The following is a 22,781-nucleotide window of genomic DNA, read 5'->3' as shown; positions in this document are numbered from 1 at the left end:
CCGCATTTATGGGGAAATGCACCTCCGGAAGATCGCATAGGAGACTAGCACCGATACAGTTCTGGCGCAGTGGAGGTCCTGATGATTACAGTGCTTACTGGGGCCAGTGCCGGAATCGGTGCTGCTGTGGCGCTTGAACTCGCAAAGCGGGAGCACCAACTAGTGCTCGTGGGGCGTACCCCCGCCAGGCTGGCAGCGGTGGCCGATCAAGTCGCCGCCGCCACCGGAACCGCGCCTGGCACGTTCCAGGCCGACTTCGCGGTCCTGGACGACGTCCGGAGACTCGCGGACGAGTTGCTCGCCCGCTACGAACGCATCGACGTCCTGGTCAACAACGCGGGCGTGATGACGACCCGGCGGGAGCGGACGGCCGACGGGCACGAGCTCATGATGCAGGTCAATCATCTGGCTCCGTTCCTCCTGACGAACCTGCTGTTCGACCGCCTGAAGGAGTCGTCCGCGCGGGTCGTCACGACCTCGTCGCGCGCGGCCAGGACGGGCCGCCTGGATCCGGCCGACCTGTCCAGGGATCGGCGCCGGTGGAGCGGATGGCTGCAGTACGGCGACACCAAACAGGCCAACGCCCTGTTCACCGTCGCGCTCGCCGACCGCGGGCTGGCGGCCACCTGTCTGCATCCCGGCGTCCTCAACACGGGCTTCGCCGCGGGCACGTTCTTCATGAAGTTCCTGACGGTCGTGCCGGGAATGAGCGAGCCGCCGGAGGCGGGGGCGGACAGGATCGTCCATTTGGTCACCCACGCCGACGGGGTCGGCCACCCGGGCCGGTTCTTCGTCAAGAACGTCCCCGCGACCGTGCCCCGGACGATGACCGATCCCCGGCTCGCCGAGGCCCTCTGGTCCGCCAGCCAGACCGCCTGCTCCCTGTGACCCCCGCTCAGGCGCACCGCACCGCACCACCCACCCCTCCCGCGTGATCATGCACACCTTCGGAGAAAGCCCCTCCGACCTGCGCAATCATGGTGCGTGATCATGCACACATTCGGAAAGATGACGACTGAGCTGCGAAACCACGGTTCGTGATCATGCGCGAATTCGTATGAATACGGCCTGAGCTGCGAATATTCAGTTTGTGATCACGTAGTGGAGTGGTCGATGAGGGTTACGGCAAAATTTGTTCGCCGTTACCTATCACGACATACGCGCAGTCGGTAGGGTCCGGCACCGTGACCGCGTCTCCCGCCGCCTCTGTGAAGCCTGGCACGTCCGCTCGGGACCCCCTCCTGGACAACGCCAAGTACCTGGCCATCCTTCTCGTGGTCTGTGGCCACCTCATCGAGAATCTGCGGGATGTGAAGGGCGCGCACGCCCTCTACTTCTACATCTATCTGTTTCACATGCCGCTCTTCATTGTTATCAGCGGCTATTTGTCACGAAATTTCACGTTCTCTGCAGGTAAGGCGCGGAAGCTCATCAGCGGCCTCGCCGTGCCGTACGTGATCTTCGAGGTCGCCTATTCGCTGCCGCGTTTGTTTCTGTACGGCAAGCTGGAGATCAGCCTGCTCGATCCGTACTACCTGACGTGGTTCCTGATGTCGCTCTTCCTGTGGCGGCTTTCCACGCCGGTGTGGCAGCAGTTGCGGTGGCCGTTGGTGGTCGCGGTGGGCCTGTCGCTCCTGTCGGGGACGAGCGCGTTGCCTGACGAGCTGTCCATGAACCGCACGCTCGCCCTGCTGCCGTTCTATGTCCTCGGCCTCATGCTGAAGCCGGAGCATCTCGACATCCTGCGACAGCGGTGGGCGAGGCTCGCCGGAGCGGCCGTCCTGCTCGTGGGGCTCGTTGTCGCCTTCGCCGTGCACATGAAGGTGCCGACCGAGTGGATCCGCTGGCGGCAGGCGAACTCACAGATCGGCGTGGACGATCTGAGCGGCAGCCTCATCCGGCTCGCCCTGCTGGTGGCGGGGGCGTTGTTGGTGGCGGCCTTCATCGCGATCACGCCGCGGCGCCGCATGTGGTTCACCGGGCTGGGTGCCGCGACCATGTACGCGTACCTGCTGCACGGTTTCGTGGTCAAGATGGTCGAACGGTTCTACGGCCGGCTCGACAACCCGCTCGGTGTCACGCTGGTGATCGTCTTCGGCCTGGTGCTGGCGACCGTGCTCTGTACGCCGCCTGTCCGGCGCCTCACCAGTTGGGCGGTCGAACCGAACATGTCCTGGGCCTTCACCAAGCTCAGGCGGCCGGAGTCGCGTACCAAGGCGGGCTCGCAGCCATCCGCGGCGCCGGCTGCGAGCGACGGCGAAAGCGTGCACTCCCGCGAGCCTGCCGTACACGGGTGAGACCTTCTACATGGGCGCAACGCGGTTCACCTGGGCACATGTGAATCGCCTGAAAGTCGTACGGCAGACACGCCGTTACATCTCCTACGAATACTGACGTTTCGGTTTCCGGCGAGTAGCCTGCGTATTCGCAGTGAATGCGAAGACGACGGGGTGACACGGGTGGTCGGGAGACAGGGCAGAGTCACGGGCAAGATCGGCCCAGGCCTTGTCGGCGAGGTGATGGTGCCGATCCGCGGGGGGGTCGAGGCGTTCTACGCCTATCCGAGCGTGCCCGACGAAGAGATTCCGGTGGGGTCGATCATCGTTGTCGTGGAGTATTCACCGCCACGCACGGTCTACGTCGCTCGCGCGGTCGTCTGACCTTCCACTCCCCACGTCGCGGAGGCTCGCATGCCTACGGAGATCGCTGTTCTGGGTGGCGCGATCATCGTCGCCCTCGTCGTCATCGTCTTATTGTTCAAGGCCGTCTGGCGGGTGGCCGAGCCGAACGAGGCCATGATCATCTCGGGTCTCGGCGCCCGGTCGAGGAACGACCTCGCCGACAGCCTGGGCTTCAAGATCGTCACAGGTAAGGGCACCGCCGTGATGCCGGGGTTCCAGACCGCGCGCCGGCTCCGGCTCGACAGCCGGGTATCGAACCTGCAGGTGTCCTGTGTGACCCAGCAGGGCATCCCCGTCCAGGTGCGGGGCGTTGTGATCTACAAGGTGGGCGACGACTTCGCCAGCATCGCCAACTCGGCCCGGCGCTTCCTCGACCAGCAGGAGTTCATGAACAGCGCGATCCACGAGCTGTTCACCGGCCACCTTCGCTCGATCATCGGCAACCTCACCGTCGAGGACCTCATCCTCAACCGCGAGCGGCTCACGGCCGAGGTCCGCAGCTCGGCCGCCGACGAGATGGGCAAGCTGGGCCTGGTCGTCGACTCCCTGCAGATCCAGGAGATCGACGACGAGACCGGTTACATCATCAACCTGGGCAAGCCGTACGCCGCCAAGATCGCCGCCGCGGCGCGGATCGCCCAGGCGCAGCGGGACCAGGAGGCGACCGAGGCCGAGCAGATCGCCGCCGCGAAGAAGGCGGCCGCCATCCGTGAATCTCAGATCCAGCAGTCCGGATACCAGGCCGACGTCGATCAGGCCGCGGCCAAGTCGCGGCAGGCCGGGCCCTTGTCGGAGGCCACCGCTCGCCAGGAGGTCGTCGTCCAGGAGACCAGGGCCGCCGAGCTCGAGGCCCAGCTGGCCGAGCAGCGGTTGCAGTCCCAGGTTCGCAAGCCCGCCGACGCCAAGGCGTACGAGACCGTGACGCTCTCTCAGGCCGAGCGGGACGCGCGCATCGCGCAGGCCGAGGCGGAGGCCAGGGAGACGGAGCTCCGCGCGGCGGCTCAGGCGTCTCAGGTCAAGCAGGCGGCGGCCGCCGAGGCCGAGTCGGTACGGCTTCGCGGAGAGGCCGCGGCGGCGGCGACGAAGGCGACCGGAGTCGGTGAGGCGGAGGCGGCGAAGGCCCGCGGTCTCGCGGAGGCGGAGGCGGCGAGGGCCCGCGGTCTGGCCGAGGCGGAGTCCGCCAAGGCCCGTGGTCTCGCCGAGGCCGAGGCGATCCGGGCACGGTCGGAGGCCCTCGCCGAGAACCAGGAGGCCGTCATCGCGCAGCAACTCGCCGAGAACTGGCCGCAGATCGTGGAGGCGGGTTCCAAGGCGTTCGGCAACATCGACCACATGGTCGTGCTGAACGGCGCACAGGGGATCGAGGAGATGCTGGCCAAGGCCCTGACGCTGGGTGGCACCGGCCTCGGACTGGCCCGGTCCCTGCTCGCCAAGCAAGGGCCCGCGGGCGTCAACGGCTCCGAACCGCCAGCGGCCCCAGTCAAGCCCGTCAACCCCGCCTGAACGACATGAACCCCTGCCTCTCCGCCGTGATCACACGTGATCGCAGCCGAGAGGCAGGGGTTCAGGCGTCAGGGCGGTGATCAGAGCATTACGTGGGCTTCCGGGTTGCCGACGAAGGAGAATTGGGCGTTCCGGGTCAGCACGTGGTCGGCGGCCTGCCAGGTGTGGGCGGCGGCGTCGGAGTTGCGCATGTAGACGAAGTTGAACCGGTCGGCCGAGTAGATGGGGATGCCCTCCTCCTGGCAGCGCCGTACCAGGCGGGTGTCCTCGCCGGTGTTGACCGGCTCGAAGAGCATCGACCGCATGAGATCGGCCTTGGCGGTGATCGTCCCGCCCTGGACGAGATGCGTGTAACGGTGCTCAAGCCCGGGGAGGCGGTACACGGTGACGTCCTGGTGGGCGAAGTAGGTGTAATGCCCGCCCTTGCCCACCATCTCCGCATTGCTGTAGTCGAAGGCGCGCAGAAGGTCGGACAGGTAGTGCTCGCCGTAGAGGTTGTCGTCGTCCATCTTGGAGATCAGCTCACCCTCGGCGTGAGCGATCCCGTGGTTGAGCACCTCGCCCAACGTCCATGAACGGTCGGCCTTCAGCACCTTGACCGCCGGGATGCCCGCGGCCAGCGCCTTGTCCCTGATGACGTTCGTGTCCTCGGACAGGCCGTGCAGGACCAGCACGAGTTCCAGGTTGCGGTGCCGCTGTCGCGCGACCTGGCTGATCGCGTGGTCGATCTGGCCGGGCCGGTTGGTCGGCAGGACGATGGAAACCGACCGTGACCGGGGGACGACCGGCCGGCCGACATCGGCGAGGATCTGGTCGACCCGGTGGGAGAACAGGTGCTTGTCGAACACCTCGCGCATGGCCAGGTGCCCCTGGCGGGCCCGCAGTTCGGGGCTGTTGATGAAGTACAGCGCCCGGTTGTAGGCCTCCTCCTCCGTGCGGGCGATGGGGACGAGCGGGCCGAAGGTCTCCTCGATCGCGCGGGACCAGCCCGACAGCACGGTGGTCGAGCAGGCCGACAGCTCGAAGACCCGCCTGGCGCACATGGTCGGCGAGTCGATCACCGAGTTCACGTTCAGGAAGACCTTGTACATTTTGTACGCGGCGAGCATCTGCTCGTACGGAAGCTCGCCCACGATGTGGGGGACGTACTCCTCGGGCCACGCGTACTTGTCGTCCACCGTGCCGTTGCGGGCGAAGATGTGCAGGCCGAGCTTGCGGACCGGGGCGAGGATCGTCTCCATCTGCTCGCGCCGCTCGGGGTGCTTGTCCCGGAAGTACATGCCGCCGAACACGATGTCGTACGGCCGGCCCTCGCGGGTCTGGATGGGGTTGTGGATCCGCGGCTGGGCCGCGAACTGCAGGACTCCCACCCGGTCGTGACCCACAATTTCACGATATTTCGGCACCATGTCGCCGTCGCACGTGTACACGTAGTCGAACAGCTTGGCCGTGTCGATGAACAGATCGAAGTTGGGCGGGTCCTCCTTGTTCCAGAAGACCGTGGGAATGCCCTCCTGCTTGCACCACGCGATGAGGTCGCGGAGCTCCTGCTTGGGAGCGTTGGTGCCGGTCATCTGGTAGCGCCATCTGGTCTCGTTGCCGTGCCAGGCCGATTCGCAGAACAGCATCTCGGGGCGCTTGTCGGCGAAGACCTCTCGCCAGTCGTCGAGGCCGAACTCGATCTGGTCCCACTCGTAGCGGAATGCCATGCGGGAGAAGTCGTCCAAAATCACGGCGACGCGCATGTCGGGCCGCACGATGGGGCCGTCAGGCCACTGCAGAGTGGGGATCTCCACCTTGGGAGCCCGCCCCTTGACGCGCGCCACCGCTTCGACCACCGGCAAGGGCGGCTTGGGGCTCTTGCGTCCCTTGATGGCCCTGCCCAGGTCCCGCGGCAGGCGGACGAAATCCGCCGACTTCGCAGCCCCCGCGAGCGCCTGCACGACCCGGTAGGGGCGCCGGACCTGGGTGGCCTTGAGCTTCCAGACCGCGTACTCCGCGCGGGCCTCTTTGCCGGCGAGCTTCAACTCCAGCTCGCGGATCCGCTGCTCGTAACGCTCAATGATCTTGCGTTCCTCAGGCAGCCAGTTCGCGGGGCCGAGCCGCTGAAAACGTGGCGGGTCTGGATTCTCAGCCATGCTTCGTCCCCCTAAGGAAGATCTGTCGTGCGGTGGCCCTCGCCACCTTCGTGCTGCCGTGCACGGGAGCTAGCCGACCTTGCCTTTGGCCGCAGGGGAAAGGTTGTCGCCCCGCAGCCAGGCCGCGATCACCCGCGCGATCCTAGGGCCGGCCGCGCCGTCCCACAATGGGGGAAGTTCGCCGCTCGGCGTGGTGGCGCCGTCCGCCAGCGACTTGCCCGCGGCGGCGGGCAGCGAGGCGGGGGTGACCAGCCGATTGGTGCCGTGCGTGACGGTGATCGGCCGTTCGGTGTTGGGACGGATGGTCAGGCAGGGGACGCCGAGCATGGTCGTCTCCTCCTGCACGCCGCCGGAGTCGGTCACGACCAGTGCCGCGCCTCGCACGAGGGACAGGAAGTCGACGTAGCCCAGCGGATCGATGATCTTCATGTTCGGCCCGTCGACCAGCCCGGCTTCGGCCAGCCGCCCGCGTCCCCTGGGATGCAGCGGCACGATGAGCGGCACCTGCTCGGCCACCTCCGCCACCGCGTTCACGAGTTCGCGTGCCGATTCGGGGTCGTCGACGTTGGCCGGCCGGTGAAGCGTGGCGACGGCATAGCGGCCGGACAGGCCCAGGCGTTCCTGGATCGGTGCGGGGTCGAGCTTGGGCAGCGCCGAGAAAAGGCTGTCGATCATCGGGTTGCCGACGAGATGGACCCTCGCCGGGTCCACACCCTCGTTGGCCAGGTGGGACAGGGCCTCCGGCGAGGTGGCGAACAGCAGGTCCGCGAGCGCGTCGGTGACGACCCGGTTGACCTCTTCGGGCATGTCCCGGTCGAACGAGCGCAGGCCCGCCTCCACATGCGCCGTCGGCACGTGCAGTTTCGCGCAGACGAGGATCGCGGCCAGTGTGGAGTTCACGTCGCCGTAGACCACGACGAGCGACGGGGAGTGCTCCGTCATGACGTCTTCGAGGCCGGTCAGCAAGGCCGCCGTCTGCCGGGCGTGTGTTCCCGAACCGACGCCGAGATTGGCGATGGGCTCGGGCAGGCCCAGGTCGGCGAAGAAGACGTCCGACATGAGAGCGTCGTAATGCTGGCCGGTGTGAACGATGCCCTGCCGCACTCCGAGTTCGGCCAGCGCGCTGACCACGGGGGCCGCTTTGACGAAGTTGGGCCGGGCGCCCAGCACGTGTAGAACAAGGGCGTTCTCCGCCATTACCTCGCCTTTCATGTAAGCCTGGGGCAATCCGGAGCCTATGGTACGGTCACGCCGTGGAATCCGAGGCCATCAAGCCATCCAAGGTCTCAGCTAAGTCGGCGAAGGCCGGTTTTCGCGGGTTTCTTCGTGGCTTAGTGAAGAACCCCGTCGTCGTCTCACGAATATTCGTGAGCAAGGTCACGTCCGACCCCGCCCGGGTCGCACATGCCGCCGCCGACGCGATGCCGACCCGGATGCGCCCGATGGTGGGCTGGGTGACCCAGTCCGCCAGGCTGACGGTGCACAGGATCATGAGCCCGGCCCTGGACAAGGCGAAGGCCGAGTTCGAGGCCGGACGTATGACGGAGGCCGTCGAGTTGCTGCGGCCGCGCACCAAGTGGCCGCTGGTCCGTAAGCGGATCGCGTACTACGAGGGGGAGAAGGCGGCCATCGGGGCCGACCCCATCCCGCCCAAGCCCAGGGTCATCATGGGTGAGCGCGTGGCCGGCCGGGTTCTGCACATGGTCACCAACGCGTTGCCGTACACGCAGGCGGGCTACACCGTCCGCACGCATCGCATCGTCACGGCGCAGGCCGAAGAGGGGCTCGACCCCCACGTCGTGACGAGCTGGGGCTGGCCGATGCTCCAGGGGCACACCGAGGCCACGCCGTACGAGGAGATCGACGGCGTGCCCTACTACCGGCTGCTGCCGAAGGGCGACATCCCGTTCGAGAGCAGGGGCCGCATGATCCGCGGCGCGGCCGACGTGTCGGAGCTCGTACGGACCCTCAGGCCGCAGGTGTTGCACGCGGCGACCGACCATCGCAACGGCTCGGTCGCGCTCGCCGTGCGTGAGCGCACCGGCACCCCGTTCGTCTACGAGGTGCGCGGCTTCCTCGAGGAGACCTGGACGTCCAGGGACCCGGTCCGCATCGGCAGCGAGCGCCATGTCATGCAGCGCGATCGCGAGGCGCACATCATGCGCGAGGCCGACGCGGTCGTCACGCTCGCCGAGACGATGGCCGCCGAGATCGTCGAGCGTGGCGTCCCCCGGGACCGCATCCACCTCGCACCCAACGCCGTGAACGACGCGTTGCTCACCGCGAACTACGACGGTTCCGCGTTCCGCGACATGTACGGCATCGCCAAGGACGAGATCGTCGTCGGGTCGGTGTCGAGCATCGTGGGCTATGAGGGGTTCGCGACCCTGCTGAGCGCCGCCGCCCTGCTCAGGGATGCCGGTACGCCGGTGCGGGTCCTCATCGTCGGCGACGGCGCCGAGAGGCCCGCACTGCTCGCCCAGGTGGAGCGTCTCGGCCTGCGGGACATCGCCCTCCTGCCCGGACGGGTGGGTCCCGACGAGGCGCTCCAGGCGCAGGCGGCGATCGACATCTTCGCCTGCCCCCGTGAGGATCTGCGGGTCTGTCGTCTGGTGACTCCGCTGAAGCCGGTCGAGGCGATGGCGCTCGGCAAGCCGGTGGTCCTGAGCGACCTCCCGGCGCTCTCCGAGCTCGTGGGCGCCGACGGCGCCGGCTTGTTGGTGCCGCCGGGCAACCCGGAGGCCTTCGCGAAGGCTCTCGCAGCCCTGCGTGACGACCCGGAGCGGCGGCGTGTCATGGGTGAGGCGGGCAGGGCCGAGGTGGCCGCCCGGCGTACCTGGAGTAGTCTCGCGCGGACGTACCGTGGGATCTACGAGATCCTGACCGAATCCAGATAATCCCCCCAAATACGGATGCGCCGGTTTAGGCATTCTTGGTGCTAGCTTGGGATAGCCTTTGCAACCATGAAGTGTTGTCTCTACACCCAGGTAGCGTCGTGACCGGCTTCGATCTCACGATCATCGGGTTGGGCTATGTGGGCATGCCGTTGGCCAAAGAGGCCACGGCCGCCGGGCTCCGGGTTGCAGGTCTCGACGTCGACCCTCGTAAGGTCGACGCGCTGAACGCAGGTCGTTCGTACATCGACGACCTGACCGACGCCGATCTCGACGCAATGATCTCGGGTGGCTTCACCGCCACCCTGGACGCGTCGGTGCTGGCACAGTCGCACACCATCGTCATCTGTGTGCCGACTCCCCTTGACGAGGACCACCGTCCCGACCTGTCGGCCGTCGAAGGCGCGACGCGGACCGTGGCCGAGCACCTCCAGCGGGGGACGCTCGTGGTTCTCGAATCCACCACCTGGCCCGGTACCACGGACGAGGTCGCACGGCCGATCCTGGAGAAGTCGGGGCTCGTCGCGGGCGTCGACTTCCACCTGGCGTTCTCGCCGGAGCGGATCGACCCCGGCAACGCCAAGTTCGGGCTGCGCAACACGCCGAAGGTCGTCGGCGGGTACACGAGCGCCTGCAAGGACAGGGCGAGCGCCTTCTACGGACAGTTCGTCGAGCGCGTGGTGCCGGTGAGCGGCACGCGTGAGGCGGAGATGGCCAAGCTGCTCGAGAACACCTACCGCCACGTCAACATCGCTCTGGTCAACGAGATGGCCATCTTCTGCGACGAGCTCGGCGTGAACCTGTGGGAGTCCATCGAGGCGGCCTCGACCAAGCCGTTCGGGTTCCAGAAGTTCCTTCCCGGCCCGGGCGTGGGCGGCCACTGCATCCCCGTGGACCCGTCCTACCTGTCGTACACCGTCCGCAAGCTGGGCTACCCGTTCCGGTTCGTCGAGCTGGCGCAGGAGATCAACGAGCGGATGCCGTCGTACGTCACGACTCGCGTGCAGCGACTGCTGAACCAGGCGCGCAAGCCGGTGAACGGCTCCAGCGTGCTGCTCCTCGGTGTGACGTACAAGCCGGACATCGCGGATGAACGGGAGACGCCCGCGATCCCCGTGGCGGAGGCACTGCTGGAACTGGGGGCCGAGCTCTCGTTCTGCGACCCGTACGTCAAGGAGTGGTCGGTCAACGGGGCCCCGATTCCGCGCGAGGCCGATCTCGCCGAGGCCCTCGCGAAGGCCGACGTCACCGTCCTGCTCCAGCAGCACTCGGTGTTCGACCTCGACCTCATCGAGGAGCGGTCCAACCTTGTGCTCGACACGCGGGGCGTGCTCACCACGAGCGATCGCGTCGAGCGGTTGTAGGGGGGTCCGTTTCGTGCACGTGCTCGTCATGACGGTGGTCCATCACCCCGAAGACGCCCGGATCCTGCACCGGCAGATCCGCGCGCTGGTCGATGCCGGTCATGAGGTCACGTATGCCGCGCCGTACACCGCGCGCGGCGCCGTTCCACGTTCCTGGGTGACAGGTGTCGACCTGCCCCGGGCCGCGGAACGGCGCCGCGTCACGGCCGTACGGGCCGCGCGCCGGCTCTTCAAGAGCATGCGCGGCCGCGTCGACCTGGCGCTCATCCACGACCCAGAGTTGCTGCTCGCGGTGGCGGGGGTGCGCAAGCGCCCGCCCGTCGTCTGGGACGTGCACGAGGACACTCCGGCGACACTGTCGCTGAAGCCGTGGCTCCCCGCCTTCCTCCGTCCGCCGGTGCGCTTCCTCGCCCGGTTGATGGAAGGGACGGCGGAGCGCCACCTGCACCTGCTGCTCGCCGAGAGCGCGTACACGGGACGGTTCCGCCGGCCTCACCCGGTGGTCCCCAACGACACCTGGGTGCCCGACCACGTCAGCCCCTCCGGGGACGACCGAGTCGTCTATCTCGGCTGGTTATCGGAGGCCCGGGGAGTCCACGAGGCCGTCGAGGCGGCCAGGATCCTCCAGCGGAACAAGGTGGCGGTCGAGCTGATCGGGTACGCCGATCCGAGGACCCGGCCGATCCTGAAGGAGGCGGTCGAGCAGGGCATCCTCGAATGGCGTGACTTCATGCCGAACGACGAGGCTCTGAAGCGGCTCGACGGTGCGCTCGCCGGGCTATCGCTCCTGCACGACGAGCCGAACTACCGCCACTCCATGCCCACGAAGATCGTCGAATACATGGCACACGGCGTTCCGGTCATCACGACGCCGTCACCACGGGCCGTCGAGCTCGTGGAACGTTACCGGTCCGGGACGGTGGTCCCCTGGCGGGACGCCGAGGCCATCGCGCGGGCCGTGCTCCGACTGCGGGACGACGCGGTGGAGCGTGCCGGGACGAGCGCGCGCGGCTACGCCGCCGCACGGGCGAACCACCATTGGCCGAACTCCGCGCCACGGTTCGTCAGTCACCTGGAGGAGTGGGCGGGCGTCAAGAGTTAAGGCGCCGGATGCGATTTGTCTTACTCGACGGGCGGTAGTGTTCGAGCGTGCGCGGCCTTTCTGTAGTTCTGGGCGTGGTGGTTCTTCTCGGCGTCGCCGTCGCCGTGACCGTCTTCCGGCATGACGCCTGGGATTCCCGCGTCGCCGAAGTACGGACGACTGGATCGACCGCCTCCAAGGGCCCAACGAGTCGCAGTCCAAGCCCCAGCCCAAGTCCGAGTGCCGATCCGTGTGGCACCTCCGCTGCGCCGTCGCCTGTGGCGTATCCGGTGACCGGCTTCTGGGTGATGCCGGAGAAGGACCCCTGCACCTGGCAGCGCCAGTTCGAGGGAGTCCACCAAATCGGTGGCGACACGGTCATACGGTTCGGATTCAAGCTCTCGCCGCGCGAGGTCGACTCCCAGGGCAGGGTCCTGACGGAGGGTCCGAAGAAGAAGGCCAAGCCCGACGCTCGTTACGGCGCGTGCAAGGAGAACGGGCTCACCTGTGTGCGGGCGGCGGAGAAGGACCTCAAGGCCGCCAACCCCGGCAACAAGATCCTCCGCACCTATGCCTACGACACCGATGAGCGGTTCGGCCCCGGCGTCTTCAGTTGCCCGTCGATGGAGCACAAGATCACTGTCGGAACCTCGGTGTTCTATCGGCTGATCGTCCTGCCGGACGGGGCGGACAACGCCACCTGTGACTTCTCCAAGGGAACCGGCTATGACCTGATCCTGGTCTCCGGGGGCGCGACGGACAGCCTCAGCAAACTGCTGGACCTGGGTGACCGGTTCGGCATCAAGGTCTTCCCCTCACTTCCCCCCTCGCCGCGCGATGCGGATACATTCCAGGCCGACGTACGGCACATCGGTCCCCTCACTGACCTGACCCGGCGGGTCACGCGCGATTACGCCATGCGTTTCAAGGGGCGTGCGTCCCTGGGTGGCGTCTATCAGACCTATGAGCTGGCACTGAGGAACTGGCCCGAACCGGATCGGGTGGGGACGCTCCAGGTGTACAGCGCGCAGAACCGCGTCGTCCGCGAGGAGATGCCGGGCGTGCCGATCATGGTCAGCCCGTACATGGACGCCCGCAAGAAGTACAGCTACTCTCCGACGCCGGGTCAGGTGGCTGAGGGCTTCAAGGTCCTCGCCAAGACCGGTGTGGACATCATCGCGCCCCAGGACGGCAGAGGCACCGGCAAGCTGGGCCTGTTCTGGCCGAACTGGACGGACCAGCCGGTGGACTCGCGGCTGAAGCCCATCGTGGGCGACACGACGTACGCCAAGGCCTACCACGCGGCGACCCGGGGGTACTTCGCGGCGATGTCCGTCGCGCGCGAGGAACTGGCCAAGGAGGGCGTGAACGTCCAACTCTGGGCCAACCTGGAGGCGTTCCAGCCGACCGCGGTCGGGCGCTGCGGTGACCAGGATTACCGCGGCAACATCAACAAGCCGCGACTCGACACCCAGGTGACGCTGGCCGGGCCGTACGTCTCGAAGATCATCTCTTACATGTGGAACGGGTTCTACACCTGTGGATCGCCGCCGCTGTCGAAGCAGATCGCCGAGGACTGGGACCGGCCGATTCCCATCGCTGCGAGCAGACAGTCGCGGCAGATCCAGGACGGGCTGCAGATCACCGGTTACCACCTCGGTGACGCCGTGGTCAGCGTGTCCTGGAGCACGCTCAAGGAGCCGCGAAAGATCGACTCGGCGAAGGTCGGCTGGCATGACACCACGCCGATCGCCGGACTCCCCCAGGGCGCGGAGAAGGTGTGGGTCCCGTTCGACTGGGCCGCCGTCCCGAAGAACACCTGGGTGCAGGTCGAGATCACCTCGGCGGACGGCCGCAAGGCGGCGGAACCGGTTTATTACGACAACGGCGTGTAGCGTGCCTTCCGTGATCCCGCGAATACCGGTCAGCGTGGATCTGGTCGTCCTCACTGTCAGGAGCCAGGAGTTGAGCGCGCTCGTATGGCGGCGGAACAAGCCGCCGTACGAAGGCCGCTGGGCACTGTCGGGCGGGTTCATCCAGTTGGAGGAGGATTTGCCCGCCGCGGCCGGCCGCGTCCTGGCCGAACGCGCGGGACTGCCTGGTGTCCCCGTCCATCTGGAACAACTTCAGACGTACGGGTATCCCGACCGTGACCCGCGTCAGCGGGTGGTCAGCGTGGCCTACCTCGGGCTCGCTCCCGACCTGCCGGCCTCGACCGAGGCGCACATGAGTTGGCAGCCGGTCGCCTCACTGACGGACATGGCGTTCGACCACCGCCGGATCATGCTCGACGGGGTCGAACGGGCCAGGGCCAAGCTGGAGTACACCTCGCTCGGCGCCGCCTTCTGTCCACCCGAGTTCACCGTCGCCGAGTTGCGCCGCGTCTACGAGATCGTGTGGGGGCGCCCACTCGACCCGCGCAACTTCCACCGCAAGGTGACCAAGACCGAGGGCTTCCTCATGCCCACCGGGCACACCACGACCAGGGACGGCGGCCGGCCGGCCATGCTCCACCGCCGCGGCCCCGCTGTGCTGCTTCACCCCCCCATGCTCCGCGTCTAGCGCGTCCCCTCTGGGCGCTTTCCTACTAAGATGGCAGTGCCGATATATTCCGGCACATGCTGGACACGGCGCCCCCTATTTCTGATTTGCCACGTACTTCCGATTTGTCGGTCAAAGTGGCTAACTCGCGACGGTTGCGAGTTCTCGACCTGCTCCGATTCTGCGCCGCACTCATGGTGGTGCTCTTTCATTACACGGAGACGAGAGCCTGGGGCACCACGCATGCGTTCCCTACTCTGAGCACGGTCACCATGTTCGGCGTGTACGGCGTGCGGTTGTTCTTCGTCATCAGCGGTTTCGTGATCCTGATGAGCGCGTGGGGACGCAGCCCCGGCGCGTTCGCCTCCTCGCGGATCGCGCGACTCTACCCGGCGTACTGGGCGAGTGTGATCCTCCTCGGCGGGCTGGCACTCGGCGGTCTGATCACCGATCATCGGCCCACCTTCACCGAGTTGCTGGCCAACCTCACCATGATGCAGAACGGGCTGCGGATACGTGACCTGGAGATCGTGTACTGGACGCTGTGGCCGGAACTGGTCTTCTACGTCCTGATGATGTGTTTCGCCGCGATCGGCATCACCTATCGCCGGTGCCTGGCGTTCCTCGGCATCTGGGTGATCCTCATGGTCTTCGCCCAGCAGGTGAACTCGAGTCTGATCAAGGCGGTGCTCGTCCCCTACAGCGCGCCGTACTTCATCGGCGGCATGGCGCTGTTCCTGATCCACCGCTTCGGCGGGTCGCTCCTGCTCTGGCTGTTCGTGGGCCTGGCCTGGGCGCTGGGCGTCATCCAGGAGCTGAGGACCGGTTCGGCCGCCGTGGACCGCTTCGGGAGCGGGCTGGGGTCCGCCCTCCTGGCCGGCGTCATCACCCTCATCTTCGTGCTCATGATCTTGGTGGCCGTCGGCGTGTTCGACCGGGTCGACTGGCGGTGGCTGACCACGCTGGGAGCGCTGACCTACCCGCTGTACCTGTTCCACCACCATGTCGGTTTCCTGCTCATCGGCTGGCTGCACGAGCCGCTGGGCCACCGGCTGGCCCTGCCGGTGATCGTGATGATCGCTCTCGGAGTCGCTTTCGCGGTGCACCGGTTGGTGGAGAAGCCCCTGCAGCGCCCTCTGAAGGCGGCACTCGACCGTTCGATCAGCGCGGACGGCCACCTGGCCCGCGCGGGTGGATCCGGCCGCGACGCGACTCCTCGTCCCGCAGCGGAGCCGGCAGGGTCGTGATCATGACGAATCGGGCCGGAGGTCGGAACTCGGCCCAAGCCCGCTCCAAGCCGCCGAATCCCGGCGGGTTGCGATGCTCTCCCACCCATCTCCTAAGGTAAGAACATGCCTCGATTCCGTGCGATCCTCGACACGATGCCGGCCTACAAGCCGGGCAAGACCGTGGTTTCCGCAGAAGGCCGGTCGTTCAAACTCTCCTCCAACGAGAGCCCGTACGAGCCGCTGCCCTCCGTCGTCGAGGCGATCGCGAAGGCGGCCGGCGAGGTCAATCGCTATCCCGATCCGGCTTCGGTGAAGCTGACCGAGGCGATCGCGGCGCGGTACGGCGTGCCGTACGACCATGTCGCCCTGGGCGGGGGATCGGTGGCGGTGGCCCAGCAGTTGCTGGAGACCGTCGGGGAGCCGGGGGCCGAGGTGATGTACGCCTGGCGGTCCTTCGAGGCCTACCCGACGCTCGCCAGCCTCGCCGGAGTGGTGTCGGTCGAGGTTCCGCTCGTGGACGAGACCCATGACCTCGACGCCATGGCGGATGCGGTGACGCCGGAGACGCGCCTGATCTTCGTCTGCAACCCGAACAACCCGACCGGCACGGTCAACCGCACGGCCGAGTTGCGGCGCTTCCTCGACCGGGTGCCTGAGAACGTGCTGGTGGTCCTCGACGAGGCCTACCGGGAGTACGTCAGGGACGCCGACGTGCCCGACGGGCTGACCCTCTACCGTGACCGCTCCAACGTGGCGGTCCTGCGGACGTTCTCCAAGGCGTACGGCCTGGCGGGGCTGCGGGTCGGCTACCTCATCGGCCATGCGCCGGTGGCGGCGGCCGTCAGGAAGACGTTACTGCCGTTCGCGGTCAACCACCTCGCTCAGGCGGCGGCCCTGGCGTCCCTCGACGCCGAGGGCGAGTTGCTCGAGCGCGTCGAGTCCGTCGTCAAGGAGCGGACCCGCGTGCGGGAGTCCCTGATCGCACAGGGCTGGACGGTGCCGCCTACCGAGGCCAACTTCGTGTGGATGCGTCTCGGTGACCGCACCATGGAGTTCTCCGACCTCTGCGCCGCAAGCGGCGTGGCCGTCCGTCCCTTCCCGGGGGAGGGCGCGCGCGTCTCGATCGGCGACGTGGAGGCCAACGACGTCTTCCTCGCCGTCGCCGAGGAGTTCAGGGGCTGACCGGCCTGTGGAGGCTCATGTCCGGGGTTCCGGGGAGCCGACCCGAGGTGACGAGGCATCCGCCTCAACCGCCGGCGAGTGTCGCTCGGTGGAGACCACAAGGGCCACGCCGACCACGATGAGGGCCCCGGCGAGCAGCATGCCGTGCGTCACCTGCTCGCCGACGACGACCATCCCGAGGAGCACCGCCACCACCGGGTTCACGTACGCGTAGGTCGACACGAGAGAGATCGGCGCGTTCCCCAGAAGCCACACGTACGACGTGAACGCGACGAGCGATCCGGCGACCACCAAATAGGCGACGGCCAGCCACGAGCGCCCGGTCACGGCCGCGATGTCGAGGTGCTCGCCGAACGAGGTGCCCAGCAGCAGGAGACCCGCGCCTCCGGCGACCATCTCGATGGTGCTGGCCATGAACGGATCCTTCGGCATCGGGATCCGCGGCGACAGGAACGAGCCGAGCGACCAGGACACCGAGGCCAGCAGGATCACGACGATTCCGACGGTGCCCGCCGACGTCCCGCCGCCCAGTGACAACCCCGCCACGCCGACGAAGCCCACGAGCACGCCGGCCATCGTCAGCACGTGCGGCCGGTCGCGGACGACCGTCCTCAGCACGATCAGCCACAACGGCACCGACGCGACGAGCAGAGCGGCCAGGCCGCTGGAGATGTACTGCTCGGCCAGGGCCACCATGCCGTTGCCGGCGGTCAGCAGGAGCAGCCCGACGAGCGCGGCGCCGCCGAACTCCCGCCAGGTGATCCGGTACGCCGCGAACCCCTTGCGGACGAGCAGCACCGTGCCCAGGATCAGCGAGGCCGTGATGAACCGGATCCCACCGCTCAGAAGGGGAGGGATGCTCTCGGTGGCGAACTTGATGGCGAGATACGTCGATCCCCACACGACATAGACCGCGGCGAGCGCCAACCAGACCCGGATGTCACGACCGTTCTTCCCCATGGCGCATGACAATATCTCCCAGAGCCGGACGATCCCGGCCTGGGTCGGCCGCTAGGCGGGCACGGTCAGCGGCTCAGCTTCTCCACGATGAGCCGATAGAGCTGACGCGGCCGGCCGGGCTGCGGAGTGCGGTTCGGCGGAAGCGGCCACGCGAGTCCCTCGTCGACCAGCGTGCGCAACAACCTCCGAGCCGTGCGGGGCGTGACGCCGAGCATGCGCCCCGCACCCTCCGCGTCCACGACCGTGTCCCCACCCTCGAGCTTGGCGGCCAGGCGGGCGAGCACCTCGACGCCTCTGGGCTTGGCCTGCCCGCCCGACTGGGGCGGCATCCGGGGCGGCGGGACGAGCGCCCTGCCCTCGCGGTCCACCGCGAAGCCCTGCGCCTGCTTGCCGCCCTGGCTCCGGGTCAGCGCGCCCCGTGCGTGGGTCTCGGCGTCATGGGTCGTACGGCCCATGCCCACACCCACCTCGACGGCCAGCCCCAGCTCCTCGCGGATCCTGGCCGCGAACGGCAGGACCCGGAAGCCGTCGGTGGCCGCGGCGATCGATCCCTTGGTCGCCACCACCAGATAGCTGTGGTCGTCGATGGGCCACACGCTCGCGTTGATCCGGTTGGCCTCCTGGACCAGCAACCGGTGCAGGGACAGTCGCAACTCGTCGCGCCAGTAACGCGGGGAGGCCCGCCGTACGGGCTCGCGCAGTGTCGGCACCTCCACCAGGATGACGGTGAGCTGCGACTCCTCCAGCCGGTGCCGGGCGCCCAGCAGGCCCGCCGTGTGCAGGGCGGAGCGGATCGCGGCCGACGTCGGCCGGATCGGGATGGCCGGCATCCCCGCGGCGGCCAGCCGGTCGGCGACTCCCTGGACGCACGTGAGCACGCCCGTCGTGACGCCCTGACGCAGCAGCCGCTCGTGGAAGGCCGTGATGGTTCCCGTGGCCCCCGGCTCGTCCCGGCTGTGGACATCCCCCGAGGGGAGGTTCAGATCCGAGTACGCCTCGTCGATCTCCGATCGGCTCAGCACATCGATGCTCACCCGCCGGGGATCGATGCGGTCGTCCAGCATCGCGCGCGCGATCGCCGAGACCAGAGCGGCACCGCCGAGTTGCACATGCGTCGCGGGCACCGTCAGCACCCCCGCCCGCCGGGCCAGCTCGAACGGGACCGGGCTGGCGAACAGGCAGGCGTCCACGCCGGGACCGAGCCGGGTCACCTTGTCGGCCGCTTCCTGCTCGTCCCGGTAGGCGGCGGCGACCAACCGGCAAGGTACCGGAGCCGCCGCATGCCCCATGAGCATCACCCGCTCGACGAGGTCGTGCGACCCCACCACTCCGATGGTGAGGTCCGGCGTCCCCGCGCTCAGGCGCGACCCGCGCGGAGTCTCTTCCGTGCGTTCGACCAATGTTCGTCCCATCCCACGTGCCCTCGTTGTTGTGGTTCTCTTTGGAACGATCGCTTGTTAAGGCCGTAATGTCACGCCCGGATTTGCCGAATGCCATTCTGCGAGGGGCCGGTGGTTCCGGGAAATGTAATGTTTCCGCTGGTCGACGCGGATAAATGGGTTTCTGAACTCAGCCCTCACTCAAAGGGGAAATTTCCCGTTCCACATCTGCGCCGAGCGCCTGCATACGCTGAGCGAGGGCAGCGTGTCCGCGATCGATGAGATATCCGGAGTCGATCGTCGTCTCTCCATCGGCGGCCAGACCGGCCAGCACGAGTGCGATTCCGGATCGCAGATCGTGAGCCGTCACTTCGGTGCCGTGCAGCGGTGTGGGTCCGTGGACCACCGCGCGGCTGCCGTCGACCTCGATCTGGGCTCCCATCTTGTTGAGCTCTCCCGCGAGCGCGAAGCGCCCGTCGAAGATCCGCTCGTGGATGTAGCTGGAGCCGTCCGCGAGGCAGGCCACCGTCATGAGCGGCGACTGCAGGTCGGTCGCGAAGCCCGGGTAGGTGTCGGTGATCACGTTGATCGGCCGGAGGTTACGGTCGCGCCGGACGTGGAGGACCGCGCCGTCGGTCTCGAACTCGACGCCCATCTGCTCCAGCTTCCACCGGACGACGCCGAGGTGCTCGAGGGAGGCGCCGACGAGGTTCACCTCGCCGCCCGTGATGGCGGCGGCCATCGCGAAGACGCCGGCGTCGAGCCGGTCCGGCATCACGGTGTGCTCGACCGCGGTCAACTCGTCGACGCCTTCGACCGTGATGAAGCCGGTGCCGCCACCGCTGATCTTGGCGCCCATGCGGGAGAGCATCCCGATCACGTCGAGGACCTCGGGCTCCAGCGCCGCGTTCTCGATGATCGTGGTGCCCTTGGCGAGGGCCGCGGCCATGATGAGGTTCTCTGTGCCCGTGTGAGAGGGCGTGTCGAGGTAAAGCGGAGCGCCGAGGAGCCCGGCCGCCTTGATGTGGATGACGCTCTCACCCTCGTCCACGATCGCGCCGAGGCGCTTGTAGCCGAGGTAGTGGAAGTCCAGGTTTCTGCTGCCGAGGTTGCAGCCGCCGATGCCCTCGATGATCGCCTCGCCGAGCCGGTGCAGCAGGGCGGGGACGAACAACACGGAGCCGCGGAACCGTCGCGCGATGTGGGCGGGGAGAACCGGGCTGGTGAGCCGCGAGGCATCGATCACCAGCGTCCGCTCGGTCTCGTGGAACTCCACTTTGGCGCCGATGGCCTCCGCGAGCTCGACGGCTCTGCGCACGTCCTCGATCACGGGTACGTTGCGCAGCACCGTGCGGCCCTCTGAGGCGAGCAGCGCCGCCCCGATCATGGGCAGTACGGCGTTCTTCGCGCCCTGGATGAAGGCGGTTCCACGCAGTACGTTGCCACCGCGCACGCGGTAACGAACCATGAATGAGACTCCTAAGTCGGGGGAAGGGTGGGGGACCCGCAAAATGGCGGCAGCCACGCCGTCGGCCCAGAGTAGCCGCTATCCCGGGCGTTTCGCGGGGGAACAACCCCCGGAGGGCCCTAGATGGAGCTCCATGCCACTGATGCGGGTGTGACTGGAGTGACTAACTCCTGAAGGCCGATCCGGTCAGCCGTTCGAATGCCTCCACATAGCGTTGCCGGGTCCGTTCGACGACCTTGTCGGGAAGCGGCGGGGGCGCCTCACCGGAGTTACGGTCCCAGCCGGACTCGGGGGAGACCAGCCAGTCCCTGACGTACTGCTTGTCGAACGACGGCTGCGGCCGTCCCGGCTCCCAGAGTTCACGCGGCCAGAACCGGGAGGAGTCCGGCGTCAGGATCTCATCGCCCAGGGTCAGCACGCCGTCGGCGTCCCAGCCGAGCTCGATCTTGGTGTCGGCCAGGATGATGCCCCTCTCGAGGGCGATCTCGGCGCCACGCGCGTAGACGTCGAGCGTGATCCGCCTGAGCATCTCCGCGACCTCGGCGCCGACCTCATCGACGACCTGGTCGAACGTCATCGGCTCGTCATGCCGGCCCATCGGGGCCTTCGTCGAGGGGGTGAAGATCGGCTCGGGCAGTCGCGACCCGTTGTCGAGACCGGGCGGGAGCCGTACGCCGGAGACGGCGCCGCCGGCGCGGTACTCGAGGAGCCCGCCGCCCGTCAGATACCCGCGCGCCACGCACTCCACGGGCACCATCCGCAGCTTGCGGCACAGGACGGCACGGCCCGCGAACTCGGCCGGCACGTCCGCCGAGACGACGTGGTTGGGGACGACGTCCTTGAGTTGGTCGAACCACCACAACGACAGGCGGGTCAGTATCTCGCCCTTGTCGGGAATGCCTGGTTCGAGCACGTGGTCGAACGCCGACATCCGGTCGGAGGCCACCATCAACAGCAGGCCGTCGTCGGTCTCGTACAGGTCGCGGACCTTGCCGGAGTGGAGGTGTTTCACCGTGCCGAGTTTATTCGGCCCCGCACAGGCGGAGACCGCCCGGGTCAGGCCTCGGCCACCGCGGACAGCGCGATGTCGGACCGATGGTGGGAGCCGCGCATCGAGATCCTCTTGAGCGCCCCGTAGGCGGCCGCCCGCGCCTCCGCGATGTCCGCGCCGGTGCCGACCACGTTGAGCACCCTGCCTCCGTTCGACACCAGGCGGTCGCCGTCGAAGGCGGTGCCGGCGTGCAGGACGTACGCGTTCGGGGTCGCCGGCGGGAGCCCCTCGATGGCGTCGCCCTTAACCGGATCCGCCGGGTAGTTCTCGGCCGCGACCACCACGGTCACCGCCGCGCCGCCACGCCAGCGGAGAGGTTCGTGCGCCGCGAGGTCTCCCGTCGCGCAGGCGAGCAGCAGGCCCGCGAGCGGCGTCGCCAGCCGGTCGAGCACGACCTGCGTCTCCGGGTCGCCGAACCGGGCGTTGAACTCGATGACCCGCGGCCCGGCCTTCGTGAGGGCCAACCCCGCATACAGGACCCCGTTGTACGGCATGCCGCGGCGGGCGAGCTCGGCGACCGTCGGCCTGACGACCTCGGCCATGACCTGCTCGGTCAGATCGCCGGGAGCCCAGGGCAACGGCGTGTAGGCGCCCATGCCGCCGGTGTTCGGCCCCTCGTCGCCGTCATAGGCGCGCTTGAAGTCCTGCGCGGGCTGGAGCGGCACGGCGGCCGCCCCGTCGCACAGCGCGAACAACGACACCTCGGGACCGTCGAGGTACTCCTCGATGACGACCCGTTCGCACGCCCGGGCGTGGGCCAGCGCCTCGTCGCGGTCGCTCGTCACGACGACGCCCTTGCCCGCGGCCAGGCCATCGTCCTTCACTACGTACGGCGGGCCGAACGCGTCGAGCGCGGCGGCGGCCTCGTCGTCGGTCGCGCAGGTGAACGACCGCGCGGTGGGGACCCCCGCGGCCACCATGACGTCCTTGGCGAAGGCCTTGGAGCCCTCGATCGCGGCAGGCTCCTTCGACGGGCCGAAGCAGGGGACGCCCTCAGCCCTGACGGCGTCGGCGACGCCCGCGACCAGCGGGGCCTCCGGCCCGATGACGACCAGGTCGGCACCCAGCCGCACGGCCAGAGCGGAGACGGCGGCCCCGTCCGTGGGTGTCACGGAGTGCAGGGTCGCCACTTCCGCGATCCCGGCGTTGCCGGGGGCGCAGTGGAGCTCTGAGACGGCCGGGTCGAGTCGCAGGGCGCGGCACAGAGCATGCTCGCGGCCCCCGGATCCGATGACGAGAACGCGCACGTGTCCATTGTCGCGCCTGCTCGTGTGCGCTCGCTCCGCTCGCTGCCGCATCGCGGGAGGCAC

At 68.0% G+C, this 22,781-nt stretch carries 18 protein-coding genes; 11 read left to right on the top strand and 7 right to left on the bottom strand.

Translation table 11 applies throughout. From position 1 onward, the window contains the following. Positions 1–81 precede the first annotated feature (81 nt). From Pmi06nite_RS08850 to Pmi06nite_RS08835, 4 genes are all read left to right on the top strand, one after another. Positions 82–888: an SDR family NAD(P)-dependent oxidoreductase gene (locus tag Pmi06nite_RS08850; protein WP_203952414.1), complete on the top strand. Its 807-nt coding sequence runs from the start codon at positions 82–84 to the stop codon at positions 886–888. Positions 889–1,184: 296 nt separating this feature from the next. Next, positions 1,185–2,297 carry an acyltransferase family protein gene (locus Pmi06nite_RS08845; RefSeq protein ID WP_203952413.1) on the top strand — a complete coding sequence of 371 codons (1,113 nt, stop codon included), beginning with the start codon at positions 1,185–1,187 and terminating at the stop codon, positions 2,295–2,297. A 162-nt stretch (positions 2,298–2,459) separates the two neighbouring features. After that, positions 2,460–2,660: an NfeD C-terminal domain-containing protein gene (locus Pmi06nite_RS08840; protein WP_203952412.1), complete on the top strand. Its 201-nt coding sequence runs from the start codon at positions 2,460–2,462 to the stop codon at positions 2,658–2,660. Between the two features lie 30 nt (positions 2,661–2,690). Then, positions 2,691–4,184 (top strand): SPFH domain-containing protein, encoded by a 1,494-nt coding sequence (locus Pmi06nite_RS08835; protein WP_203952411.1) that lies wholly within the window; start codon positions 2,691–2,693, stop codon positions 4,182–4,184. Positions 4,185–4,264: 80 nt separating this feature from the next. On the opposite strand, the gene Pmi06nite_RS08830 is transcribed toward Pmi06nite_RS08835, so the two are convergent. Together Pmi06nite_RS08830 and wecB are read right to left on the bottom strand one after the other, a co-directional pair. Further along, positions 4,265–6,322 (bottom strand): glycosyltransferase family protein, encoded by a 2,058-nt coding sequence (locus Pmi06nite_RS08830; protein ID WP_203952410.1) that lies wholly within the window; start codon positions 6,320–6,322, stop codon positions 4,265–4,267. A 69-nt stretch (positions 6,323–6,391) separates the two neighbouring features. Further along, the gene (wecB, locus tag Pmi06nite_RS08825) at positions 6,392–7,519 is read right to left on the bottom strand and encodes a non-hydrolyzing UDP-N-acetylglucosamine 2-epimerase (RefSeq protein WP_239113769.1); all 1,128 of its coding nucleotides are present in this window, start codon (positions 7,517–7,519) and stop codon (positions 6,392–6,394) included. 170 nt (positions 7,520–7,689) lie between these two features. Here wecB and Pmi06nite_RS08820 point away from each other — a divergent pair, with 170 nt between their 5' ends. From Pmi06nite_RS08820 to hisC, 7 genes are all read left to right on the top strand, one after another. Next, a complete protein-coding gene (locus tag Pmi06nite_RS08820; RefSeq protein ID WP_239113768.1) occupies positions 7,690–9,219 on the top strand; it encodes a glycosyltransferase family 4 protein in 1,530 nt (509 codons plus the stop codon). Between the two features lie 98 nt (positions 9,220–9,317). Further along, positions 9,318–10,580 (top strand): nucleotide sugar dehydrogenase, encoded by a 1,263-nt coding sequence (locus Pmi06nite_RS08815; protein WP_203952408.1) that lies wholly within the window; start codon positions 9,318–9,320, stop codon positions 10,578–10,580. Positions 10,581–10,593: 13 nt separating this feature from the next. Continuing rightward, positions 10,594–11,682 carry a glycosyltransferase gene (locus Pmi06nite_RS08810; RefSeq protein ID WP_203952407.1) on the top strand — a complete coding sequence of 363 codons (1,089 nt, stop codon included), beginning with the start codon at positions 10,594–10,596 and terminating at the stop codon, positions 11,680–11,682. 269 nt (positions 11,683–11,951) lie between these two features. Then, positions 11,952–13,556 carry a DUF4434 domain-containing protein gene (locus Pmi06nite_RS08805; protein ID WP_203952406.1) on the top strand — a complete coding sequence of 535 codons (1,605 nt, stop codon included), beginning with the start codon at positions 11,952–11,954 and terminating at the stop codon, positions 13,554–13,556. A 10-nt stretch (positions 13,557–13,566) separates the two neighbouring features. Then, the gene (locus tag Pmi06nite_RS08800) at positions 13,567–14,223 is read left to right on the top strand and encodes an NUDIX hydrolase (RefSeq protein ID WP_203952405.1); all 657 of its coding nucleotides are present in this window, start codon (positions 13,567–13,569) and stop codon (positions 14,221–14,223) included. A gap of 134 nt (positions 14,224–14,357) precedes the next feature. Then, positions 14,358–15,449: an acyltransferase family protein gene (locus tag Pmi06nite_RS08795; protein ID WP_203952404.1), complete on the top strand. Its 1,092-nt coding sequence runs from the start codon at positions 14,358–14,360 to the stop codon at positions 15,447–15,449. 105 nt (positions 15,450–15,554) lie between these two features. After that, complete coding sequence (hisC, locus tag Pmi06nite_RS08790; RefSeq protein WP_203952403.1) at positions 15,555–16,613, top strand: histidinol-phosphate transaminase; 1,059 nt, start codon at positions 15,555–15,557, stop codon at positions 16,611–16,613. Positions 16,614–16,628: 15 nt separating this feature from the next. On the opposite strand, the gene Pmi06nite_RS08785 is transcribed toward hisC, so the two are convergent. The 5 genes from Pmi06nite_RS08785 to purD form a co-directional block, all read right to left on the bottom strand. Next, positions 16,629–17,573, bottom strand: coding sequence for an EamA family transporter (locus Pmi06nite_RS08785; RefSeq protein WP_203952402.1), 945 nt, complete (start codon positions 17,571–17,573; stop codon positions 16,629–16,631). A 65-nt stretch (positions 17,574–17,638) separates the two neighbouring features. Next, positions 17,639–18,868 (bottom strand): GTP cyclohydrolase IIa, encoded by a 1,230-nt coding sequence (locus tag Pmi06nite_RS08780; protein WP_203952683.1) that lies wholly within the window; start codon positions 18,866–18,868, stop codon positions 17,639–17,641. Positions 18,869–19,142: 274 nt separating this feature from the next. Then, complete coding sequence (murA, locus tag Pmi06nite_RS08775; protein ID WP_203952401.1) at positions 19,143–20,420, bottom strand: UDP-N-acetylglucosamine 1-carboxyvinyltransferase; 1,278 nt, start codon at positions 20,418–20,420, stop codon at positions 19,143–19,145. 163 nt (positions 20,421–20,583) lie between these two features. Continuing rightward, the gene (locus Pmi06nite_RS08770; protein ID WP_203952400.1) at positions 20,584–21,432 is read right to left on the bottom strand and encodes a phosphoribosylaminoimidazolesuccinocarboxamide synthase; all 849 of its coding nucleotides are present in this window, start codon (positions 21,430–21,432) and stop codon (positions 20,584–20,586) included. A 44-nt stretch (positions 21,433–21,476) separates the two neighbouring features. After that, positions 21,477–22,718, bottom strand: a complete 1,242-nt coding sequence (purD, locus tag Pmi06nite_RS08765; RefSeq protein WP_203952399.1) for a phosphoribosylamine--glycine ligase — start codon at positions 22,716–22,718, stop codon at positions 21,477–21,479. Between the last annotated feature and the right edge of the window lie 63 nt (positions 22,719–22,781).

The organism is Planotetraspora mira (genome assembly GCF_016863275.1).
In the GTDB taxonomy this organism is placed as follows: domain Bacteria; phylum Actinomycetota; class Actinomycetes; order Streptosporangiales; family Streptosporangiaceae; genus Planotetraspora; species Planotetraspora mira.
This window is presented reverse-complemented; position numbering and strand designations above follow the sequence as displayed.

Bases quoted from the DNA above. Each gene is read 5' to 3' on its own strand.
- Pmi06nite_RS08785 (WP_203952402.1), bottom strand. From the start codon at position 17,573: ATGGGGAAGAACGGTCGTGACATCCGGGTCTGGTTGGCGCTCGCCGCG.
- Pmi06nite_RS08835 (WP_203952411.1), top strand. From the start codon at position 2,691: ATGCCTACGGAGATCGCTGTTCTGGGTGGCGCGATCATCGTCGCCCTC.
- murA (WP_203952401.1), bottom strand. From the start codon at position 20,420: ATGGTTCGTTACCGCGTGCGCGGTGGCAACGTACTGCGTGGAACCGCC.
- Pmi06nite_RS08780 (WP_203952683.1), bottom strand. From the start codon at position 18,868: ATGCTCATGGGGCATGCGGCGGCTCCGGTACCTTGCCGGTTGGTCGCC.
- hisC (WP_203952403.1), top strand. From the start codon at position 15,555: ATGCCTCGATTCCGTGCGATCCTCGACACGATGCCGGCCTACAAGCCG.
- wecB (WP_239113769.1), bottom strand. From the start codon at position 7,519: ATGGCGGAGAACGCCCTTGTTCTACACGTGCTGGGCGCCCGGCCCAAC.
- Pmi06nite_RS08850 (WP_203952414.1), top strand. From the start codon at position 82: ATGATTACAGTGCTTACTGGGGCCAGTGCCGGAATCGGTGCTGCTGTG.
- Pmi06nite_RS08830 (WP_203952410.1), bottom strand. From the start codon at position 6,322: ATGGCTGAGAATCCAGACCCGCCACGTTTTCAGCGGCTCGGCCCCGCG.